Below are 20,706 nucleotides of genomic sequence, written 5' to 3'. Positions count from 1 at the left end.
CATGGCCGCGGCCGAACCGCATGATTTTCCGGTGTTGTGGCTGATGCGCCACGGCGAAACCGAGTGGTCGCGCAACCACCGGTACACCGGGTTGGCCGACCTTGAGCTGACTCCGGCCGGGGTCCAGCAGGCCCGCGACGCCGCGGTAAAGCTGGCGGGAGTCCGTTTCCACACCGTCTTGACCTCCCCCTTGGCGCGTGCCCGCCGGACGGCCGAACTAGCGGGCTACCCCGAAGCGGAGGTGGTGGCCGAAGCGCATGAATGGGACTACGGAGACTATGAAGGCCTCCAGAGCGCGGCCATCCGGGCCAAGGATCCCTCGTACCTGATCTGGACCCACGGCGTCCGCGGCGGCGAGTCGCTGCAAGAGGTGGCTGACCGGGCCGATCATGTGATCGCCAAGGTGCTGGACAGCACGGCCGGTTCACCCTTCGGCGGCCTTGCCGCGCGCGGCGGCCCGGCTGCGGCTGGCGACCCCGCCACCGCCGCCCCGGCCGGCGACCCCGCCATCCCAGCCCCGGGTGGGAGCACCGCCCCGCTTCCCACCCCGTCGCCCGAACCGCCGGGGCCCCGCCAGGTCTTGCTGGTGGCACACGGGCACTTCCTCCGCGTGCTTGCGGCCCGCTGGCTTGGCCTGGAACCCATCGAGGGCCGGCACTTCGTGCTGGATACCGCTGCCGTCTGCCGGCTGGGGTGGGACAAGAAGACGCCCGCGATTGCGGGCTGGAACCTCTAGCCGCTAACGGAGCATGGCCGGACGCCGCCAGTAGGTGAGGCTGCGCAGCAGCCACTCCAGCGGCCCGTACCGGAACCTCTTCACCCACCAGGCGCTGGCCAGCAGTTGCGCCACAAAGAGGAGCCCCGCCACCCCGAGCACCGCGGGCGGGGCCAACCGGCCGGTCAACGCCAGCCCGAAACCCGTGAAGACCAGGGCCATCAGCACCGACTGTCCCAGATAGTTGGTCAGCGCGAGGCGGCCCGCGGGAGCCAGCACGGCGCACAGGGCGCGTCCGGCCGCGGTGCGGAAGGACAGCAGCAGCACTCCGACGTAACCGGCCGTCAGCAGCGGCCCGGTCAACGTGGAAATGCCAAAGGCCACCACGGTCATCGCGGGACCGCCGACGCCGTGCTGTAACCACGCCTGCAGCGCAGAAGCGGCCAACCCGGCCGGCAGCGCCGTGAAAGCCATGCGGCGGAGCGTGCGTGGTGCGATGCCCCGCTCGAGCAGCCGTCCCTTGGCACACGCCAGGCCGAGGTAGAACGCGCCGAGGGCAATCGGGCCCTGGAGGAGCACGGCATTAGGCTGCGTCAGCGGATACAGCGACGCGTTCTGGGCCAGAACGTCGGCGGGAGAGCCGGCCAGCCCGAACGCCGGCGCGGCGCCCGCCGCGGCACTGCCGTCGAACGGCCCCGCGGCCGCCGCGATGAGTCCCAGCAACAGGACGAACACGCCCATGCAGCCGATGACCGCCACTCCGGCCGCGGCAGCGGCCCGCGCGGAGAGCGCGCGGGTGCGGAGCAACACCAGGCTCAGCAGGCCGTAGGCCAGCAGGATGTCCCCGTGGAACAGGAGCAGGCCGTGGAGCAGCCCGAGGACCACGAGGCCGGCGGCCCGGCGCACGGTCCTGACGACGACCGGCTGGCCGTCCGCCACGGCCGAAGCCCACTGCAGGACGAAGCTGTAGCCGAACAGGAACGAGAACAGGACGTAGAACTTGGCCTCGAACAGGAGGCTGACCGCGAAGCGGAGCGCGGTGTCCGCACCGGCTTGGAACTTTGGGTTCGAGCCGCCGGTGACGGCATACGGGTCGGCGAAGTACCAGATGTTCACGCACAGGATGCCCAGCAGCGCGAAGGCCCGCAGGGCGTCAAGCTCGTCAATGCGGGCCGGGGACTTCGGGGCCGCAGGTCCGGTCACGGGTCCCGGCGGAGCTCCAGTTTCCATGTCGTCGTCCCGTCCGGGGGTGGGTGCTCGCATCCGGGTCCAGTCTAGGGACCCTGCCTGGCCGCCGGAACGGGCGGCAAACCGGGCCAAGGCGGACGGAACGCGAACGAGGGGGTCGCCGAAAGGGGAAGCCTACGCTCGTCAAGGGGAGGCCCCGCCGTCGTTCTACGGCGTGTTGCGGGCGACACGCCGGTTGAGCGGGAAAAAGATCAATAAGTTCCCGGGCGTGGCTAGGCAGAAGCGGGAGCAATCGGGTACCTTGGACAAGTCCGATTGAACTTTCTCAATCAGGAGCTTCAACCCGGACCGTATCTATTGGCGCTATCAGGAAAGGGAGGTGGGAATCGTGAATATGACCAAGACGCCGGGCGGAGTGTTTAACTCCTTCGCCGCGCTCCGACGACCCGCCTCCGCCATTTCTGCGCAGTAGAACTTCGCTGATTGGGCCGGTTCAAGTCTTGAACCGCTGCCGTATGTCAATCGCCGCACTTCTCTAGCTCCTCCGCGCGGAGGCCTCACCTTCCGCCTTGAGGACTTCGCTATGAGCACCCTTACCGCATTACCCGCTGCCGACGCGGCGACCCCCGCTGCTGCTTCGAGCACGGCCACCGGCCCCGCCCCGACAACGGCAACCCGCCTGGATACCGCCATGCGTCCTGCCCGAAATCCAACCCATTCCGGAGAAAACTCCGCCCATCCCAGAGAGGAACCCCTCATGAAACCGCTGGATGCAGCCGTGCTGCCTGCACCGGAACGATCCGTCCGTCCACCCGAGCCGCCGCAGGCCCGGGAAACGGAGCTGCGCGGCCACGGCGAGGTGATCACCGCCGGAAGCCTGCGCGGCCTTGACACCCGCGGCGACGGTCGCGGCGACGCCGGTGCCGTGCCCGGGGGTGCGGGCTTCGCCGTGCCGGCGCCGGACAGCCCGAAACGCTCCGCGGCAGCGGGCATGCCGAATTTCTTGGCCAGGCAGGAGGTGAATGCCATGATCCGCAAGCTCCGCCAGAGCGTCTCGCTGTGGGAACGAATACAGAACGTGGGTGTTGACGAACAGCGCTTGGAACAGGTGCGCGACGAATTGCTGTCGCACCGCCAGCTCATCCGCTGAGGTCCAGCAGGCAAGTGCAAATAAATACGCCGTCCTGTAGGGGACACATCCGCGAGGAGGATCCGATGAGTCGCATTGGACCCGATGTAGCTTCAGGCCCGCGCCCGGGTTGCTCCAGGCGCGGGCCTCGGCCTTTAAACACCTCCGCCTTCAAGCATTTGTCGAGGCTCAAGTGCCGTGGTGTTTCATTGAAACCGGCATCCCGGAGGCCGCGCGGCAGCGTCGTCTCAGTGGCGCCTGACCGTTTCCGCCACGATGAAACGTTTTGCGTCCGATCACTAAGTATGCTTATGGTGGGTTCATCGCAACCTGAGGAGGCAACATGATCGGTTTCATCATTGCAGGGCTGGTTATCGGAGCACTCGCCCGCCTTATCAAGCCCGGAAAGCAGAACCTGGGGCTCGTGGCCACGCTGCTGCTCGGCATAGTCGGAGCAATCATCGGTGGTGTCATCGCAAACCTGCTGGGCACAGGCGACATCTTTGAACTGAACGTACTTGGATTCATCGTCGCCGTCATTGCCGCGGTACTTCTGATCGGTGTGGCAGAAAGCTTGTCCGGTCGGCGGGCCGTCCGCCGCTAACGGCTGCAAATAAACAGGGAGATGGCCTGCCGCGCGATCATCGCGCGGCAGGCCATTTTTTTGATGCTCTGACCGAGAGCCGGACCAATCCAACTGCTGCGGCGGTGCGCTGAGGTGGTTCCTGCCAGCTCACCAGGCCCCATTCCGCGGTTCGCCTACTCCCCCGAAGGGACCGGTGACGGCGGCCTTTTCGGCTGATACGTTGGCTGTGGCGGTACTGCCGCCTGTATGGCCCATGCGAGGAAGAAGGACGACGATGTCTGCACCGGCTCCGCTGACCGACCTGGAGATTGCCCGCCGCGCCACTCTGCGGCCCATCACCGCCATTGCCGACGCCGCCGGCATCCCGGCGGAGGCTCTGGAGTTTTACGGCAGCTACAAGGCGAAGGTTGATCCCGCCAAGCTGGGGGATGGCCACAAGGAACCGCGCGGCCAGGTGGTCTTGGTGACCGCGATGTCGCCTACCCCGGCCGGTGAAGGCAAATCCACCCTCACCGTGGGCCTGGCGGACGCCCTGGCCAGGGCCGGGCACAAGACCATGGTGGCCATCCGTGAACCTTCCCTCGGCCCGATCCTGGGCATGAAGGGCGGTGCAACCGGCGGCGGCTATTCGCAGGTGCTCCCGATGGATGACATCAACCTGCATTTCACCGGGGACTTCCACGCCATCACCTCGGCGAACAACGCGTTGATGGCGCTGGTGGACAACCATATCTATCAGGGCAACGCGCTGGGCATCGACCCGCGCCGGCTGACGTTCCGGCGGGTGCTGGACATGAACGACCGGGCCCTGCGCCAGGTAGTGATCGGTCTGGGCGGACCGACGCAGGGAGTGCCGCGGGAGGCGGGCTTCGATATCACCGTCGCCTCCGAGGTCATGGCGGTCTTTTGCCTCTCGTCCGACCTCGCCGACCTTAAAGCCCGGCTGTCCCGGATCACCGTCGGCTACACCTACGACCGTAAGCCGGTCACCGTGGCGGACCTGGGTGTGCAGGGCGCGCTTGCCATGCTGCTGAAAGACGCCATCAAGCCGAACCTGGTCCAGACCATCGCCGGCACGCCCGCCTTCGTGCACGGCGGCCCCTTCGCCAATATCGCCCACGGCTGCAACTCGCTGCTGGCCACGCAGACCGCCCGCCGGCTCGCCGACGTCGTCGTCACGGAAGCCGGGTTCGGGTCCGATCTGGGCGCCGAGAAGTTCATGGACATCAAGGCGCGCGCCGGCGGGTTCGCCCCGTCCGCCATCGTGGTGCTGGCCACCATCCGGGCGCTGAAAATGCACGGCGGCATCCCGAAGGAGCAGTTGAAGGAACCGAACCTGGAAGCGGTGCAGGCCGGCATCGCCAACTTGGAGCGCCACGTGGACAACGCGCTCAAATTCGGAGTCACGCCCGTGGTGGGCATCAACAAATTCACCACCGACAGCGCCGAAGAACTCGACTGGGTGCTGGACTGGTGCCGGCAGAAGGGTGTCGAGGCGGCCATTGCCGATGTCTGGGGCCAGGGCGGCGGCGGCCCCGGCGGCGATGAGCTGGCGGCGAAGGTGGCGGACGTCCTGCAGCAGCCGCAGTCGTTCTCCCCGTTGTACGACCTTGACCTGACCGTGGAGAAGAAGATCGAGACCATCGCCCAGCAAATCTACGGGGCGGACCACGTGGAGTTCACCAGCCCGGCCCGCAGGCGGTTGGCCGAGATCGAGGCGAACGGGTGGGGCAAGCTTCCGGTGTGCATGGCCAAGACGCAGTATTCCTTCACCGACAACCCTGCGGTCCTGGGCGCCCCGAGCGGATTCAGCATCACGGTGCGCGACCTGATCCCGAAGACCGGGGCGGGTTTCATCGTGGCGCTGACCGGCGACGTCATGACCATGCCGGGCCTGCCGAAGGAACCGGCGGCCGGCCGGATGGACGTGGACGACGACGGCGTCATCACCGGACTCTTCTAGTCTGCGCCGCTGCGGCCTAGCTGCGGCGGCTGCGGCCTAGAACAGCCGCCGCAGCACGGGAATCCGCAACGCAACCAGGGTCAGGGCGAAGGAGCAGGCCGTGGCCACCGAGAACTTCAGGAACAGGAGCGGCAGCGTCGGCTCGCGGTCCGGGAAGACGTGGAAGGTGAGCCACGTCAGAAACAGGTAGTGGCACAGGAACACGCCGAACGAGGCGTTGGACAGCTGGACGAGCAACCGGCCCAGCCAGCCCGGCGGCTGCCATCCGGCCAGCAGGTGGTACACGGCGGCAAAGATGCACAGCGCCGCCGCGGTGACACCGAGCCCCACGTAGCTGGACGGCGTGATGACGTTCAGCAGCGGCGTGGAATCCTGGTTAATCCAGTGCCAGATGTTGAAAACGGAGAGTACGACGGCGGCGCCTCCCGCCGCCGCGGCGGCACCGCGCGGGAGGCGCACCTGGGTGAGCACCCAGCCGGCCATGAAGTACCCCAGGTAGGGAAACCACTGGGTCAGGATGTTCCAGGGGTACTGCCAGCCCCACTCGTACTGGATGCTGGCGACTTGGAGGCTGAACAGCGCGAGGGTCAGGACCAGCACGCCGCCGGTTGCGGCGGCGGCCCGCCGTAGCCTCACCCACTGCAGGTAGCGGGCAAGCGGCGGTGCCACCAGGTACAGGCCCAGGATCAGCCACAGGAAGTACAGGTGCGGGTACACGTGGGTGTCGAAGACGGACACCAGCACGGCGACCGGTTCGAGTTCGCGCCCGAGCATCAGGCGGCTGCCCAGGAAGATGTAGGCCAGGTGCCAGGCCACGAGGGCGGGCAGCAGCCGCAGGGCGCGTTTGCGGTAGAACGCCAGCGCGCCTTCCTTGTGCGTCCGCGGCGCCAGCACCAGGGCGCCTGAGATGATGACGAAGACCGGCACCACCCAGATGAAGGCTATGTCGATGATCGCCGCCCAGATCCAGTCCGGCTGGTGGCGGCGGTCGTCGTCGCCGGCCAGCTCGCCGAAGGAGTGGATGACAACCACGCCGACGATGCTGAAGATGCGCAGGATGTCCAGCGCGTAGTTGCGGCGGCGGAGGGGGGTCGGTCCTCGGAGCTCCCCGGCGGGGGACAGGGAGGGGACGGCCATGAGCCCAATCTACCCGGAAGCCGCCGCCGGCTGGCAAAAGAAGAACCGGGGCCGGGCCCCATTGGGCCGGCCCCGGTTCTTGCGGTGCGTCTTAGCGGTCGGAGTCGCCGCGGATGAAGGCTTCGACCTTCGCGCGGGCGGTGTCGTCGTCGTACTGCTCCGGCGGGGACTTCATGAAGTAGCTGGACGCCGAGAGGATCGGTCCGCCGACTCCGCGGTCCAGGGCGATCTTGGCGGCACGGATGGCGTCGATGATCACGCCGGCCGAGTTGGGGGAGTCCCAGACCTCGAGCTTGTATTCAAGCGAGACGGGGGCGTCACCGAAGTTGCGGCCCTCCAGGCGGACGAACGCCCACTTGCGGTCATCCAGCCAGGACACGTAGTCCGAGGGGCCGATGTGCACGTCGTCGTCGCCGAGCACGGCCGACGTGTTGGAGGTCACGGCCTGGGTCTTGGAGATCTTCTTGGATTCCAGGCGCTCGCGCTCGAGCATGTTCTTGAAGTCCATGTTGCCGCCGACGTTCAACTGGTAGGTGCGGTCCAGCACCACGCCGCGGTCTTCGAACAGCTTGGCCATCACGCGGTGGGTGATAGTGGCACCGATCTGGCTCTTGATGTCGTCGCCGACGATCGGAACCCCGGCCGCGGTGAACTTGTCGGCCCATTCCTGGGTGCCGGCGATGAAGACCGGCAGGGCGTTAACGAAGGCGACGCCGGCGTCGATGGCGCACTGCGCGTAGAACTTGGCGGCCTTCTCGGAGCCGACCGGCAGGTAGCAGACCATGACGTCCACCTCGGCCTTGCGCAAGGCAGCGACCACGTCCACGGGCTCGTAGTCGGACTCCACGATGGTCTCGCGGTAGTACTTGCCCAGGCCGTCCAGGGTGTGGCCGCGCTGGACCTTGACGCCGGTGGCCGGAACATCGGCGATCTTGATGGTGTTGTTCTCGCTGGCGCCGATAGCGTCGGCGAGATCCAGCCCCACCTTCTTGCCGTCAACGTCGAACGCGGCGACGAACTGCACGTCGTCGACGTGGTAGGCGCCGAACTCAACGTGCATCAGTCCGGGGATCGTTGCGCTCGGGTCGGCGCCACGATAGTAGTGGACGCCCTGGACCAGCGAGGCCGCACAGTTTCCAACACCGACGATCGCTACCCGGATGGGGTTCTCTGCCACGGTTCTCCTTCGAAACACTTCTGTATGGCCGCCGCGCCGATGGCGGGCAGCCTATCCAGTCTACGCCGTGTTTCAACACATTGCCGGGCGCGTCCATTCCCGGGACGGTACGCAGCGCGGGTTAATCGCTCAGGCGGGCAGCCGCCGGGCGTTGCGCAGCCGCCGCACCAGCCTCAAGGCCGGCGCGGGCAGGACGGTGCGCAGCCTGGAGCGCAGCTTGCGCCGCTGCACCGCGGCCAGGCGATCCGGATCGGTCGAGAGCTTTCCGGCCCTGGCGCGTGCCGCGAAGTTGGCCAGCACTTCGTCCAGCCGCACCGACTGGGCGTGGAAGTAGTTGTCCCGCAACCAGCGCGGGTCGGGATGCCCGAACCGGCCGGCCACCAGGTCCTTCAGGTTGCCGACCAGCCCGGAACCGTCGAACACCTTGTTCAACATCTGCTCGGAGAGTCCAAAGTCGTCCAGGATGAGCACCGGCAGGCCGGCGTCGAGCGCTTCCAGCGCCGCGGTGGAGCTGACGGTCACCATGGCGGCTCCCGGGGTCAGCTGGTCCGACATGGGGCCGGTGCAGAACTGCAGTTCGTGCCCGCCCACCGCCCGAGCCGCCACCAATTCAGACCACAACTGGTCGAACGGATACTGCTCGGTGTGCGTCTGCGGCTCGCCCGCCCAGGCCCGCAGCTTCACCCGCACCGACAACTCCGGCCGGCGCCTGGCCAACGCAGCAAGGGCCTGCAGGATGGCCACGCGCTGCTCCCGCTCCACCGGAACCTTGGCCTGCGGCGCGAACACCACCGAATCCAGCGGCTTCTGCTGTGGCTCCGGACGCCCGGCCGAGGCCAGGAACGGCAGCCGTGACACCAGGATCCGCTGCGGCAGCCCCATGGCGTCGGCCAAGTCGCTGAACGCCCGGCATTCGGCGTGGCTGTGGGTGATGAACGCGTCCCCGAGCGCCCGGTAGTTCAGCGCCTTGCGGGTGGCCGGGAAGGCCACTCCCGGCAGCGCGGACACCAGGGCGGGCCGCCGCGGCATTCGGGACGCCTGGGCGAAGATCTCTTCCACGATGGGTCCGGTGGCTGCCGCCAGCACGACGTCGGCACCCGCCAGCGCGGCCCGCAGGCCCGAGGCGGGAATCACGCGCGGCGCCTTGCCGGCCAGGAAGGTCCCTGCGGTGGCTGCCTGGGTCTGCTCCAGGGTCGGAAGGATGGGGGAGCGCACCAGCAGCACCTCACGCTCCCACCCGGCGCCGACGGAATCCAGCGTGGCGCAGGCGAACTTCAGGTAGGAGTCGCTGTCGGCGACTGCCAGCAGACGGAACGGCTGGGCCGGGTGCTGCCCGCCGGCGACGGGCGCGGCGGAATGCCGCGGCTCGGGGGCCATCACTTGCCTCCGTCCCGCAGGGAGCTGCTCAGGTGCCGGCGCAGTTCTTCCGTTGTCCCGGGCAGCCACCAGTCGTCCGGTACCGGCTGCCCTTTCAGCGGCACGCCGGACGGGGCCAGGATCAGGCGCAGCGAGGCCAGTACCGTGGAGGGCAGGGCGCGGACTGCCTGCCCGGGCCGGAGGCCGCGCAGGCGCATTTCCACCGGAATGGTGTGTTCCTTGACGTGGATCAGCGGATGCTCCGCCAAGGCGCCGAGCAGTTCCGGCTGTTCCCGGCGGTGTGGGAAATACGCTATCGGGCCGTCCTCGGTCAGCGACCGCACCCACTCCAGGTAGGGCTCCGCCCGGATCAGCCCGTCGGCGGGCATCGCCGAACCCACCACGATGGTCGGCTCACTGATGTTTTCGGTGACTGGCTGAGTGCCCAGCCACTCGAAGCGGTGCCGTTCCAAATGCCCGCCGAGGGCCCGGAACTTTTTCTCCACCGACGGCTGCACGGTCAAGGCCGTGAACACCAAGAGCCGGCCCTGGCCGGCCATCCTCCGCAGGGTCCACCAGGTGGCCAGGCCCAGCGCCTTGCGGCGGGTGGTCGGCACAGCCCGCGGCCTGATCAGCGGGACGGGCCGCACGCTGACCAGCATCTGCAGCAGGCTCAGCGTCGCCAGGCCGTCGTCCACGATGACCAGTTCGTCCGCGCCCACGCCGCGCAACAGTTCCGCCTGGACCTTGCCGGAGTAGGCGTCGCCGGTGACCCAGCGGTCGAGCTTTTTGTTGCGCACCGCCGGGAGGGCGGCCGCCGGCGGCGCGAACCGGACGCCGCTTGGCACCTGTTCCATCAGCGACTGCAGGGTGCTGTCCATGCCGACGGCATCGCTGCGCGGGTAGATGAGCGTGTCCCGGCCGAGCAGGCCGGCACCGTGCGCCTCCACGGCGCTGAGCAACTGCAACGGCGACTCGGCCCAGACGGCGGCCCGGCCAAAGCGCGGGCGCACCAGTTCGCTCCGGCGCCCGCGCTGTGCCTTGGACCCGACGGGTGGACGGGTGGGATAACCGTCCGCCGCCGGTCCCAGCTGGGGAAGGAAGGCCGCGGTGATCGCCGTTTCCGTCATCGCGCCCGCCTCACGAGGCGGCCCGCCGGAGTGTGCGGACCGCACGCCGGCCCAGCCGCCCGACTTTGGCGAGCGGGCGGGCGGCCACGGCCGGCGGCAATCCGCCCGGCAGCTGAAGCTTGGTCAGCCGCCGCCGCTTGAAATAGCGCATGTGGGGTCCGTCCTGGATGTGCTGCAGATACGTTTCCGCACTCGGGCGGCCTGCTGCCAGCGTATCGCCCTGCATGCAGTAGGAGACGGCTTCGACCAGATGCTGCAGGCGGCCGGCAGGGGGAGTGTCTGCCGCCTCCTGGTCCGGGGCGTGGAAGTTCCGCTCCAGGATCGCGTCGATGATGGTGACCGGCACGCGGTTGCTGTTTTCGTACGGGGTCAGCCGCTCCAGCAGCAGTTCGGTTCCTACGGCCGCCGCCTCGATGCCGAACAGGTACCTGGCGGTCATGAGGGCGGTGGAGAAACAGCTGACCACCAACCGGGGCTGCAGGCGCTGCATCACCACTTCCGCGGGTACCGGGGACTCCAGGATCTCCAGCCGTACCCCGAGGTCCCCGGCCGCCGACTGGACGGAGCGCAGGGCTGCCGGTCCGGCGTTGGGATGGGGCTTGAAGATGCAGTGCCGGATCCCCCGCTCCAGGGCCTTTTCGATCATCCCGCGGTGCAGCGCCGCTTCTTCCTCGGCCGACAGGATCCCGAGCTCGGCCAGGTATTGGCCCAGCAGCAGCGCGCTGCCGGCGGCATCCGGTTGGGACCCCGGAAGTACCAGGGGCGGCACCGACCGGTCCAGCTCCTCCATCGCGCGGCGCAGGGAGGCCGGATCCACCGGCAGCAGCTTGGGATCATGCTCGCGCAGCAACTGCGGGCGCAGCCCGGGGACGAGGTCCACGTACAGCAGGGAATCGAGCCGCTGGGCCACGGCCAGCGGGACGGGGTTGCGGGTGGGCCCGTAGCTCATCAGGCCGTCCGAGTGTACCGAGACGGTTGCCTGGGCGAAGGTTCGGGCCAGGGCGACCGCAGGGTTGACCTGGATGGACTCGACGTAGAGATGGACCGGGTCGTCGCCCAAGTCCCATTCCGAGCGCAGCAGCCTTTGCCACAGATCCAGGTCCTGCTCGCGGGGATTGAACTGCCCCGGCCGCCGCGGCCAGAGCAGCTTGCCGAGGTCCACCACGCGGTCGAACCTCCGAGCGGCATCGGCGAAGCCCGGCGACTCGTGGAACGGAACGGTGATCTCTGGAATCAAGGCATTGTTGGTCAGCACCAGGATGCGTTCGGCACCGGTGGCCGGAACGGTCCCGTCGTCGACGGCCGCGGCCAGTGAGACGACCTGATAGAGCGTTGATACGACGAAAAGTTCTTTCACTTCACTGGTCCGATCGCTGTTTCCAGCTTCTGGCGCCGGTTTTTGTCCATGCCCGCCAGACAGCTGCCGACGGCGGGGGCCGGGAGGCCGGCCACAACAGCCCGGATCCCGGACGTCAGTTCGCGGCGGACGGCCCTGGTCATCTTCTCCGACCGATCGAGGTGATGGCAGGCGATGGCCAGGAATTGCCGGATAGCCTTGGGCCGGAAGCGGTCTGCCTCGCGGTCTGCGGCCACCAGCCGGAAGACCTCGGCGTAGCTGCGCAGGAAATCCAACTGCCGGCGGTCGAAGATCTGGCTCAAGGAGGTCGCGACGCCGCGGCGATAGAAGGCACCCAACTGGTCCGAAACCGCATAGGAGGTTGCCTCCAGGTGCAGCCGCCAGATCCAGGGACGGTCCTCGGCGGTATGCAGGCCGTCCACAAAGTGCAGCAGCCCGGCCTCCCGCAGCGCGCCGTCGAAGATGCCGAAGGGCGCGAACGGGTAGTCCACCATGGATGAGGCGTCCATGGGTCCGATGTCCCGGCGGGGATCGAGGGCGACGCCGCGCACGGCCTGAGGCGCCCGATGAATGGTCCGGATTCCCCCGGCGTGCCGCACGTGGTCCACCCGCAGGAAGTCCACCCCCAGCTGCCTGATCTCCGCCGTGATGCGTGACAGGTGGCCGGGCGCGTACCAGTCGTCCGGGTCAAGGAAGGCGATGTAGCGTCCCGTGGCGGCGTCCAGCCCCTTGTTGCGGGCCGCCGCCAGGCCGGTCGCGGCGTCGTTTCGAAGGATGTGCAGGCCGGGGAGCCGGCCGGTGAAGGCGGCGGCCAGCTCCCCGGTCCCGTCGGTGGAACCGTCATCGATGACGATGATTTCCATGACCGAGGGATCATCGAACTGGCGGGTCAGGCTGGTCATCGCGTCGCGGATGAAAGGGGCCTGGTCTTTCGCCGGGATGATGACGCTCAGTAATGGCTGGTTCATGGCGTGTGCTTAGCCGTCCACCCGGCGCAGGCGGGACAGCGGCGCCAGCTCGCCCGGGAAGACGCGCTTGACGCCGTCGCCCATGGCTTCTTCCAGGATCCGGATGTCGCGGATCAGCGCCTCGAAGCCCTTGGGCTCCAGCGAAGAGGCCTGGTCCGAGCCCCACATGGTCCGGTCCAGGGTGATGTGCCGTTCCACCGTCACCGCGCCCAGGGCCACGGCGGCCAGCGAGATCTGCAGGCCGCGTTCGTGCCCGGAGTAGCCCACCGGCACCTGGTAGCGCTCCTGCAGTGTGGTGATCATGCGCAGGTTCGCCTCTTCCGGCGGCAGCGGGTAGGTGGAGGTGGCGTGCATCAGGATCAGCTTGTCCGTGCCCAGGATTTCCACGGCCTTGTCAATCTGTTCGATCGTGGACATGCCGGTGGACAGGATCACCGGCTTGCCGGTCTCGCGCAGCGCGGTGAGCAGTTCGGTGTCGGTCACGGAGGCGGAGGCGACCTTGTGGGTCAGCGCGCCGGCTTCCTCCATGAACGCGACCGAGGGCACGTCCCACGGCGAGGCGAAGCAGTGCAGGCCCCGGTCGGCGGCGTGGGAGATGAGCTTCTGGTAGATCGGCATGTCGAACTCGACCCGGTACCGGTAGTCCAGGTAGGTCATCTCGCCCCACGGGGTGGATCGCATCTTGTCCCGCATGTCCGCGGGGGTGGAGATCTCCGGGGTGCGCTTCTGGAACTTCACCGCGTTCGCGCCGGCCTCGGCGGCGACGTCGATCAGCTGCTTCGCGATCTCGATGTCGCCGTTGTGGTTGATGCCGATCTCGCCGATCACGTAAACCGGCTGTCCGGCACCGACCTGCACGTCGCCAATCGCGACGGGCGCCGGGGAACCGGCGGGAACATTGACGGAAACGGTAGCTTCGGTAGTCATCTGTGCACTCTCTCTGGTTGTTACTGTGGTGGCTTGTTGAAGGCGGCGCGGGCCGCCGGCACCGCTGTGGGCGGCGAGGATGAGTTCGCAGATCTCGCGGACCGCGCCCTCGCCGCCGTGATGCTGCAGCACGGTCCGTGCCGCGGCTTTGACCTCGGCGCGGGCGTCGCCCACAGCCACCGGCCAACCAACGACGCCCATGGCGGGCAGGTCGTTGACGTCGTTGCCCACGTAGGCAACCCGGTCGGGATCCAACCGGTTCACGGCCATCCATTGGCGGACCGCTCCGGCCTTGTCCGAGACGTCCTGGAGGACGTCGATGCCGAGCTTCCCGGCCCGGGCGCTGACCACCTTGTTGCGTTCGGTGGACAAAATCAGTTGCGGAATTCCGGTGCTGCGCAGCCGGGAGATTCCCATGCCGTCCTCGCGGCTGACGCGGACGAACTCTTCGCCCTCGGCGTTCACGAAGGCGTGGTCGTCGGTGTGGACGCCGTCGAAGTCCATGACCAGGGCGTCAACGTCGACGGCGCCGGCCGCCGCGGCTCCCGCCGGGCCGGCCAGTGCCCGGACCACGGCCAGGTCTTCGGGCGAGTCGATTTCGATCGCCTGCCCGGCCGGCACTTCCTGCAGCTTCAACCGGCCGAAGAAGCGGTGCCCGCGGTCGAGGAAGCCCTCGGTGCGCATGGCGTAGAACGCCCCTGTTTCGCGGTACTGCGGCCGGCGGTCCTGGCGGCGGGGCCGCACGTCGGCGTGGTGCCCGACGGCGGTGACGGCACCGTCGTCGTCAAGCGACCAATGGAACGCGTGGCTCTCGGTGACGGAGAAGGCGACGTCGGCCCGGTCCTCCAGCACGTCCAGGACGGCCCGGTCCAGGTGCTCCGGCTCGATGAACGGCGAGGTGCACTGCAGCAGGACGGTGACCGCCGGCTGCCGGGGCAGCGTGGCGAGCACGTGGAGCACGGCGGATTCGCTGCTGGCGGTGTCTCCGGAAAGCTCCGCGGGGCGGACGACGACGCGGGCGCCGCAGCGTTCGGCTTCGGCCGCGATGTCCGGATGGTCGGTGCTGATCACTACGTCGGTCACCGAAGGGGCCGCCAACGCACTGTCGATGGCGCGGGCCACCAGGCTCCGGCCGGCCACGGACATCAAATTCTTGAACGGGATTCCCTTGGAACCGCCGCGGGCCGGGATGACGACCAGAACTTCCCGGGGATCGTTGTAACTCATTGGAGTCACGGTAGGAAGCACCGGTAACGGCCCGGGGTGGACCAGGTTACGGGAAGGCGTGCAGCAGCGGACTAAACGGGTAACCTGCCGCCTGGGCCCGGATCTGCGGCCGCCGGGCGGCCGACAGTAGTCTTGGAACATGCCCGGGTCCCGCTCTTCGCGCCGCACGCCGCTGCGCATCGTGGTGCCCAGCCGCAACGACCCGTTCCTAAAGCAGTTCACCGAAATGGTGGGCGGATCACTGGGCCGGCACAGCGCCCCGGGCCTGGTATCGCCCGGATTTTTCACCGTGGAGCGGGTGCTGATCATCATGACAACGCTCGCGGCGCTGCTTTCCGTCCTGGTCAAGACGCCATGCCGGCTGGCCGGGTGGGAGTTGCCAGATTACTTCTACATGGGCTGCTACTCGGACTGGCCGGTGCTCTTCGAGTCCCGCGGGCTGGCTGGCGGCGTGATCCCGTTCGTCACCGCGGGAAGTTCCTTCGAGTACCCGGTGCTGCTGGGTCTGGTGGCCGGGGCCACGGCGTGGTGGGTGCCCGGCGAGGGCGCGTCCCCGGAACGGGCCCTGGCCTATTTCGATATCAACGCCACCCTGGTGGCCGTGGTCTGGCTGGTCACCGTCATCGCGACGGCGCGGATGAGCCACCGGCGGCCCTGGGACGCGGCGATGGTGGCGCTGGCACCGGGCATTGTGCTCGCCGGGACGATCAACTGGGACCTCTGGGCGGCAATGCTGGCGGCGCTGGCGATGCTCGCCTTCGCCCGGCGCCGCCCGGTCCTGGCCGGAGTGCTCGTCGGCCTCGGTGCCGCGCTGAAGGTGTATCCGGTGCTGATCCTCGGTCCCATCGTGCTGCTGGCGGTGCGGACCGGCAGGTACCGCCCCCTGGCCCGGGCCGCGCTGGCGGCGGCCGCGGTATGGGTGGCGGTCAATCTGCCGTTCATGCTGCGCGACTTCGGCGGCTGGTTCCACTTCCTGGACTACAGCCGGCAGCGCGAAGCCGGTCACTCGTCCCTCTGGTACGCCTACAACCTGATGGCGCAACGGCAGCAACTGCCCGTCCTCAGCCCCGAATTCATCAACGCCGCCTCCCTCTTGCTGTTCGCGGCCGCCTGCGCGGGCATCGCGCTCCTGGCCTGGGCGGCGCCGCGGCGCCCGCGGATGGCGTCGCTGGTGTTCCTGGTGGTGGCGGCCTTCGTGCTCACCAACAAGGTCTACTCGCCGCAGTTCGTGGTGTGGCTGGTCCCGCTGGCCGTGCTGGCCCATCCGCGCTGGCGCGACTTCCTGATCTGGCAGTTCTTCGAGGCGATGCACTGGTGGGCCACCTGGATGCATCTGGGCCAGGTGACGAGCGGGGGCGAAGCGGCACGCAACCTGGACACGCCGTACTACGTGCTGGCGGTCGTCGCGCATATAGCAGCAACGGCATACATAGCGGGGAAGGTGGTGCGTGCCATCTGGCTGCCGGAGCATGACCCGGTCCGCCGGGTGGACACCGACGACCCGCAGGGCGGGGACTACGACGGCGCGCCGGACAGGTTCACGCTGCCGTTGCCGGGTGCCGCCAGGGGGAGGGGCGCCGGCCCGGCGGCCGCCGTCGGGAACGGGCAGGCCGAACATTCTTCGTCGGGCATAGATGCCGTGCGGCGGCCCTCGACCTGGCCGGGCCTTGCCGGTGAGGCCGCGCAGGCCACAAGGTGGAAGCCCCAGCGGGAAGGAGATTAACGTGACGGACGTAGCGGTAGTCGGCGCCGGGCCCAACGGGTTGGCGGCGGCCGTGATTATGGCGCGTGCTGGCCTCGGGGTCACGGTCTTCGAGGCGGCAGCCACGCCCGGCGGGGGCTCCCGCACGGTGGAATTGATGGAGCCGGGCCACTGGCACGACGTCTGTTCCGCGGTACACCCGATGGCCGCGGCCTCGCCGTTTTTCCGGGACTTCGGGCTGGACCAGCGGATCGAACTGCTGGTGCCGGAGGTCTCCTACGGGCAGGTGATCGACGGCGCCGCCGCGGCGGTGGCCCACCGCGACCTCGACCGGACCGTGGCCGGGCTGGGGGCCGACGGCGGCGCGTACCGGCAGTTGATGGAACCGCTCGTCGCGCGGACCGATGCGCTGCTGGAGTTCACCATGGACCAGCTGCTCCAGGTGCCCGCGAGGCCGGTGACGGCGTTCCGGTACGGGCTCCGCACGCTGGAACAGGGCTCTCCCGCCTGGAACCTGCGTTTCAAGGAACAGTTCGCACCGGCCCTGCTGACCGGAGTCGCCGCGCACACCCCCGGCGGGGTGCGCCGCCTCTCGTCGGCGGGCGCGGGCTTGATGCTCGGCGCGCTCGCCCATGCCGTGGGCTTCCCGCTGCCCGCCCGGGGGTCGCAGGCCATCATCGACGCCATGGCCGAGGACCTGCGGGCCCACGGCGGCCGGCTCGAGACCGGGCACCGGGTCGCGTCGCTCGCCGAGCTGACCGGCGCCGAGGCGGTGATGCTGGATACCTCGCCCACCGAACTGCTGCGGCTGGCCGGCGGACGGCTCCCGTCCCGCTATGCGCGCGCCCTGCAGCGTTTCCGCTACGGACCCGGGGCGGCCAAGGTGGACTACATCCTGTCCGGGCCGGTTCCGTGGGCCCATCCGGACCTGCGCCGGGCCGGCACCGTTCATCTGGGCGGGACACGGGAACAGATGGCAGCCTCCGAGCGGGACATTGCCCGCGGCCGGCACTCGGAAGACCCGGTGATCCTGACCGCTCAGCCCGCCGTGGTCGATCCGTCCCGGGCGCCGGCCGGGCGCCACGTGCTCTGGACCTATTGCCACGTTCCGGGCGGTTCCACCCGGGACATGGAGCCGGTCATCACCGCTGCGCTGGAGCGCGCCGCCCCCGGCTTCACCGACCTGGTGGTGGATTCGGCCAGCATGTCCGCGGCGGACTACGAGGCCTACAATCCCAACTACGTCGGCGGCGACTTCGGAACCGGGGCCGTCAGCCTGCTGCAGCTCGCGGCGCGCCCGGTGCTGAGCCGGACGCCCTGGCAGACCCCGCTGCACGGTGTCTATTTGTGCTCGGCCGGGACACCACCGGGCCCCGGCGTGCACGGCATGGCCGGCTACCGCGCCGCCGAGCTGGCCCTGCGGGAGCAATTCGGACTGGCTGTGCCGTCCCTGAGGCCGTAAGCCATGGAACAGCGGGCGGTGCCGGTGGAAGATGGTCCCATGGATCCTGTCGCGGCCCTGAACGAAATCGCTTTCTGGCTGGAGCGCGAACTCGCGCCCACGTACAAAGTGCAGGCGTTCCGGAGGGCGGCCGCCGTCGCCGGCGGGCTGGAGCCCGCCGAGCTGGCCGAGCGGGCGCGCACCGGCCGGCTGAAGAGCATGAAAGGGATCGGTTCCAGCACCTTCGTGGTGATCCAGCAGGCGGTCGACGGCGAGGTCCCCGACTACCTGGCGAAGGTGCGCAAGCGCGCCGCGACACCCCTGGCCGAGGGCGGGCGCGAGCTGCACCAGGCCCTCCGCGGCGACCTGCACAGCCACAGCGACTGGTCCGACGGCGGCTCGCCGCCGGAAGCCATGGCCGATGCCGCCCGCTGGCTTGGCCGCGACTACCTTGCCCTGACCGACCACTCCCCGAACCTCACGGTTGCCAACGGCCTGAGCGCGGAGCGGCTGGCCCGGCAGCTTGAGCTGGTCGCGGAGCTCAACGCTGCGGCGGACGGCTTCCGGGTGCTGACCGGGATTGAAGCCGACATCCTGGAGAACGGCCAACTGGACCAGTCACCGGAGATGCTCGACCGGCTGGACGTGGTGGTCGCCAGCGTGCACTCCAAGCTGAGGTCGGACCGGGGCACCATGACCCGCAGGATGCTCGGGGCCATCGAGAACCCGCGCACGAACGTGTTGGGCCACTGCACCGGGCGGTTGGTGAAGGGATCGCGGGGAACCCGCCCGCAGTCGGAGTTCGACGCCGAACGCGTGTTCGCCGCCTGCGCGGAGAACAACGTTGCGGTCGAAATCAACTCCCGGCCCGAGCGGCAGGACCCTCCGGACGAGCTCATCCAGCTGGCCCTCGATGCCGGCTGCCTGTTCAGCATCGACAGCGACGCCCACGCGCCCGGGCAGCTGGACTTCCTCCACTACGGCGCCGAACGGGCGGCCGCAAACGGCGTCCCGGCCGAACGGATCATCACCACCTGGCCCGTGGAGCGCCTGCTCGAGTGGTGCCGCGAGGGCCGGTAGCCCGCCTGTAATCGCTTCCGACCCCGGCGGAAGCGCCGACCGGGCCCGACGTCGGCAAGCCGTCCCGGGCGTCCCCAAAACGGCGCCGGTTTAGCTATGGTCCCAAGTATGCTGAACAATTTCTCGAAGGCGGCTTTTGCGGTGCTGGCCATGCTGCTGATGACCTCCTGCGGGCTGCAGGTGCCGGCGGACCCGGAGGGGACATTGGAGCGCATCAGCGGGGGTACCCTCCGGGTGGGTGTCTCGCACAACCCGCCCTGGACGGCGGTCCGGGACGGCGCGGAGCCCGCGGGCTCGGAGGCGGACCTGGTGAGGCAATTCGCCGCGACCCGCGAAGCGACCATCGCCTGGACAGCGGCCGGCGAGGAATCCCTGATGGGGCAGCTCGAAGGCGGCGACCTGGACCTCGTCATCGGAGGCCTGACGAAAAAATCGCCGTGGTCGGACAAGGCCGCCCTGACCCAGCCCTACGCCGAGGGCCGCGCCCCCGACGGAGGCAAAGTGGAATACGTCATGGCCGCCAGGATGGGCGAAAACGCCTTCCTGCGGGAACTGGAAAAGTTCCTTCTCGACCGGAAGGGACAGGGATGAATACCAAATTCGGCCGGACCGAGCTGCCCGATGAGCAGGAAAAGGCCCTCCGGCGCGCCATCAGGCTCCAGTGGACCACCATCGCCGTGCTGGCGGTCTCCGTCACCCTGGTCGCCTTGGTCATGGGCAATTCGCAGGCGATGAAGGCGGCCTGGATCGAAGACATGCTCTCCCTCGCCCCGCCCATCGCGTTCCTGCTGGCGATGAAGATCATCAACCGGCCGCCCACCCGGAAGTACCCCTACGGGTACCACCGGTCGACCGGGATTGCGCATCTCGTGGCCGCGGTGGCCCTCTGCACCATGGGCGCGTTCCTGGTGGTCGACTCCGGCATGGGCCTGCTGAAAGGGGAGCACCCGCCCATCGGATCGGTCCAGCTGCTGGGCCACACCGTCTGGCTCGGCTGGCTCATGATGGTCGTCATGGCAGTGACCGCCGTTCCTCCGGTCCTGCTGGGCCGGGCCAAGGAAAAACTCGCCGAGCAACTGCATGACAAGGTCCTCTATGCCGATGCGGACATGAACAAGGCGGACTGGAAGACGGCCGTCGGCTCCATCGTCGGGGTCGCCGGCATCGGGATCGGTCTGTGGTGGGCCGACGCCGCCGCGGCGCTGTTCATCGCCGGGGGAATTTTGCGCGACGGCTACAAAAACATGCGGGGCTCCGTCACCGACCTGATGGACAGCCGGGCCACCACCTTTGACGACTCGGAGCCCCACCCGCTGATCGAACGCATCGATGATTATCTGCGCCAACTGGAATGGGTGGAAGAAGCGGGCTCGCGTGTCCGCGACCAGGGCCATGTGCTGCACGTTGAGGCCTTCGTCGTCCCCCGCGATGGACGCGTCCCCTCGGTCGATGTCCTCGAAGAGGCGCGGGACGGCTGCATCGATCTGCATTGGATGATCCACGACACGGTCCTGGTGCCGGTCTCCGAACTGCCCGAGGAAGCAGGCGGAGCATCGGAGCGCCAGTCCGAAAGGAACCTCTGAACGCTCCCCGTGCGGCGCGCCCCACCGTATATCGTGCAAG

The 20,706-nt window shown here is 68.7% G+C and carries 17 protein-coding genes and 1 pseudogene; 9 read left to right on the top strand and 9 right to left on the bottom strand.

Annotated features, from left to right (window positions below; genetic code table 11):
• Window position 1 precedes the first annotated feature (1 nt).
• Window positions 2-736 carry a histidine phosphatase family protein gene (locus tag AC5RUP_RS02500; RefSeq protein ID WP_494158245.1) on the top strand — a complete coding sequence of 245 codons (735 nt, stop codon included), beginning with the start codon at window positions 2-4 and terminating at the stop codon, window positions 734-736.
• Between the two features lie 3 nt (window positions 737-739).
• Here the strand turns inward: AC5RUP_RS02500 and AC5RUP_RS02495 are convergent, their stop codons facing one another.
• Window positions 740-1,978 carry a DUF418 domain-containing protein gene (locus tag AC5RUP_RS02495; protein WP_494158244.1) on the bottom strand — a complete coding sequence of 413 codons (1,239 nt, stop codon included), beginning with the start codon at window positions 1,976-1,978 and terminating at the stop codon, window positions 740-742.
• Window positions 1,979-2,660: 682 nt separating this feature from the next.
• On the opposite strand from AC5RUP_RS02495, the gene AC5RUP_RS02490 reads away from it, so the two are divergent.
• The 3 genes from AC5RUP_RS02490 (at window position 2,661) to AC5RUP_RS02480 (ending at window position 5,581) form a co-directional block, all read left to right on the top strand.
• The gene (locus tag AC5RUP_RS02490; protein ID WP_494158243.1) at window positions 2,661-3,053 is read left to right on the top strand and encodes a hypothetical protein; all 393 of its coding nucleotides are present in this window, start codon (window positions 2,661-2,663) and stop codon (window positions 3,051-3,053) included.
• A gap of 322 nt (window positions 3,054-3,375) precedes the next feature.
• Window positions 3,376-3,636: a GlsB/YeaQ/YmgE family stress response membrane protein gene (locus AC5RUP_RS02485; protein ID WP_493978224.1), complete on the top strand. Its 261-nt coding sequence runs from the start codon at window positions 3,376-3,378 to the stop codon at window positions 3,634-3,636.
• Between the two features lie 256 nt (window positions 3,637-3,892).
• A complete protein-coding gene (locus AC5RUP_RS02480; protein WP_494153797.1) occupies window positions 3,893-5,581 on the top strand; it encodes a formate--tetrahydrofolate ligase in 1,689 nt (562 codons plus the stop codon).
• Window positions 5,582-5,617: 36 nt separating this feature from the next.
• On the opposite strand, the gene AC5RUP_RS02475 is transcribed toward AC5RUP_RS02480, so the two are convergent.
• The 8 genes and pseudogenes from AC5RUP_RS02475 to AC5RUP_RS02440 all read right to left on the bottom strand — a co-directional run.
• A complete protein-coding gene (locus AC5RUP_RS02475; protein ID WP_494153798.1) occupies window positions 5,618-6,718 on the bottom strand; it encodes an acyltransferase in 1,101 nt (366 codons plus the stop codon).
• Window positions 6,719-6,809: 91 nt separating this feature from the next.
• Window positions 6,810-7,895: an inositol-3-phosphate synthase gene (locus tag AC5RUP_RS02470; RefSeq protein WP_494065354.1), complete on the bottom strand. Its 1,086-nt coding sequence runs from the start codon at window positions 7,893-7,895 to the stop codon at window positions 6,810-6,812.
• Window positions 7,896-8,024: 129 nt separating this feature from the next.
• Complete coding sequence (locus AC5RUP_RS02465; RefSeq protein WP_494153799.1) at window positions 8,025-9,272, bottom strand: DUF6716 putative glycosyltransferase; 1,248 nt, start codon at window positions 9,270-9,272, stop codon at window positions 8,025-8,027.
• Entirely contained in the window at window positions 9,272-10,381 is a 1,110-nt protein-coding gene (locus AC5RUP_RS02460; protein ID WP_494153800.1) for a hypothetical protein, read from the bottom strand. The genes AC5RUP_RS02465 and AC5RUP_RS02460 overlap by 1 nt, the downstream gene beginning before the upstream one ends.
• Before the next feature lie 10 nt (window positions 10,382-10,391).
• On the bottom strand, window positions 10,392-11,738 hold the full coding sequence (locus tag AC5RUP_RS02455; RefSeq protein ID WP_494153801.1) for a polysialyltransferase family glycosyltransferase: 1,347 nt from the start codon (window positions 11,736-11,738) through the stop codon (window positions 10,392-10,394).
• Window positions 11,735-12,706, bottom strand: a complete 972-nt coding sequence (locus tag AC5RUP_RS02450) for a glycosyltransferase (RefSeq protein WP_494153802.1) — start codon at window positions 12,704-12,706, stop codon at window positions 11,735-11,737. The genes AC5RUP_RS02455 and AC5RUP_RS02450 overlap by 4 nt, the downstream gene beginning before the upstream one ends.
• Before the next feature lie 9 nt (window positions 12,707-12,715).
• Window positions 12,716-13,633 (bottom strand): N-acetylneuraminate synthase family protein, encoded by a 918-nt coding sequence (locus AC5RUP_RS02445; RefSeq protein ID WP_494092119.1) that lies wholly within the window; start codon window positions 13,631-13,633, stop codon window positions 12,716-12,718.
• Window positions 13,634-13,747: 114 nt separating this feature from the next.
• Window positions 13,748-14,860, bottom strand: a pseudogene (locus tag AC5RUP_RS02440) (cytidylyltransferase domain-containing protein); the annotation flags it as partial.
• 139 nt (window positions 14,861-14,999) lie between these two features.
• Here AC5RUP_RS02440 and AC5RUP_RS02435 point away from each other — a divergent pair.
• The 5 genes from AC5RUP_RS02435 to AC5RUP_RS02415 all read left to right on the top strand — a co-directional run bounded on the left by AC5RUP_RS02435 (window position 15,000) and on the right by AC5RUP_RS02415 (window position 20,666).
• Window positions 15,000-16,583, top strand: a complete 1,584-nt coding sequence (locus AC5RUP_RS02435; protein ID WP_494158242.1) for a glycosyltransferase family 87 protein — start codon at window positions 15,000-15,002, stop codon at window positions 16,581-16,583.
• 1 nt (window position 16,584) lies between these two features.
• Complete coding sequence (locus AC5RUP_RS02430) at window positions 16,585-18,024, top strand: phytoene desaturase family protein (protein WP_494158241.1); 1,440 nt, start codon at window positions 16,585-16,587, stop codon at window positions 18,022-18,024.
• Between the two features lie 39 nt (window positions 18,025-18,063).
• Entirely contained in the window at window positions 18,064-19,083 is a 1,020-nt protein-coding gene (locus AC5RUP_RS02425; RefSeq protein ID WP_494154619.1) for a PHP domain-containing protein, read from the top strand.
• Window positions 19,084-19,191: 108 nt separating this feature from the next.
• Entirely contained in the window at window positions 19,192-19,674 is a 483-nt protein-coding gene (locus AC5RUP_RS02420) for a transporter substrate-binding domain-containing protein (RefSeq protein WP_494154620.1), read from the top strand.
• On the top strand, window positions 19,671-20,666 hold the full coding sequence (locus AC5RUP_RS02415; protein WP_494154621.1) for a cation diffusion facilitator family transporter: 996 nt from the start codon (window positions 19,671-19,673) through the stop codon (window positions 20,664-20,666). Before AC5RUP_RS02420 ends, AC5RUP_RS02415 begins: the two co-directional genes overlap by 4 nt.
• The last annotated feature ends 40 nt before the right edge of the window (window positions 20,667-20,706 follow it).

The sequence above is a fragment of the Arthrobacter sp. Y3223151 genome (genome assembly GCF_059091125.1).
This window is presented reverse-complemented; position numbering and strand designations above follow the sequence as displayed.

What these genes read in the sequence shown, in the direction of transcription:
- AC5RUP_RS02420 (WP_494154620.1), top strand. Translation starts at nt 19,192, where the DNA reads ATGCTGAACAATTTCTCGAAGGCGGCTTTTGCGGTGCTGGCCATGCTG.
- AC5RUP_RS02480 (WP_494153797.1), top strand. Translation starts at nt 3,893, where the DNA reads ATGTCTGCACCGGCTCCGCTGACCGACCTGGAGATTGCCCGCCGCGCC.
- AC5RUP_RS02475 (WP_494153798.1), bottom strand. Translation starts at nt 6,718, where the DNA reads ATGGCCGTCCCCTCCCTGTCCCCCGCCGGGGAGCTCCGAGGACCGACC.
- AC5RUP_RS02450 (WP_494153802.1), bottom strand. Translation starts at nt 12,706, where the DNA reads ATGAACCAGCCATTACTGAGCGTCATCATCCCGGCGAAAGACCAGGCC.
- AC5RUP_RS02465 (WP_494153799.1), bottom strand. Translation starts at nt 9,272, where the DNA reads ATGGCCCCCGAGCCGCGGCATTCCGCCGCGCCCGTCGCCGGCGGGCAG.
- AC5RUP_RS02460 (WP_494153800.1), bottom strand. Translation starts at nt 10,381, where the DNA reads ATGACGGAAACGGCGATCACCGCGGCCTTCCTTCCCCAGCTGGGACCG.
- AC5RUP_RS02485 (WP_493978224.1), top strand. Translation starts at nt 3,376, where the DNA reads ATGATCGGTTTCATCATTGCAGGGCTGGTTATCGGAGCACTCGCCCGC.
- AC5RUP_RS02500 (WP_494158245.1), top strand. Translation starts at nt 2, where the DNA reads ATGGCCGCGGCCGAACCGCATGATTTTCCGGTGTTGTGGCTGATGCGC.
- AC5RUP_RS02445 (WP_494092119.1), bottom strand. Translation starts at nt 13,633, where the DNA reads ATGACTACCGAAGCTACCGTTTCCGTCAATGTTCCCGCCGGTTCCCCG.
- AC5RUP_RS02435 (WP_494158242.1), top strand. Translation starts at nt 15,000, where the DNA reads ATGCCCGGGTCCCGCTCTTCGCGCCGCACGCCGCTGCGCATCGTGGTG.
- AC5RUP_RS02495 (WP_494158244.1), bottom strand. Translation starts at nt 1,978, where the DNA reads ATGCGAGCACCCACCCCCGGACGGGACGACGACATGGAAACTGGAGCT.
- AC5RUP_RS02415 (WP_494154621.1), top strand. Translation starts at nt 19,671, where the DNA reads ATGAATACCAAATTCGGCCGGACCGAGCTGCCCGATGAGCAGGAAAAG.
- AC5RUP_RS02425 (WP_494154619.1), top strand. Translation starts at nt 18,064, where the DNA reads ATGGATCCTGTCGCGGCCCTGAACGAAATCGCTTTCTGGCTGGAGCGC.
- AC5RUP_RS02490 (WP_494158243.1), top strand. Translation starts at nt 2,661, where the DNA reads ATGAAACCGCTGGATGCAGCCGTGCTGCCTGCACCGGAACGATCCGTC.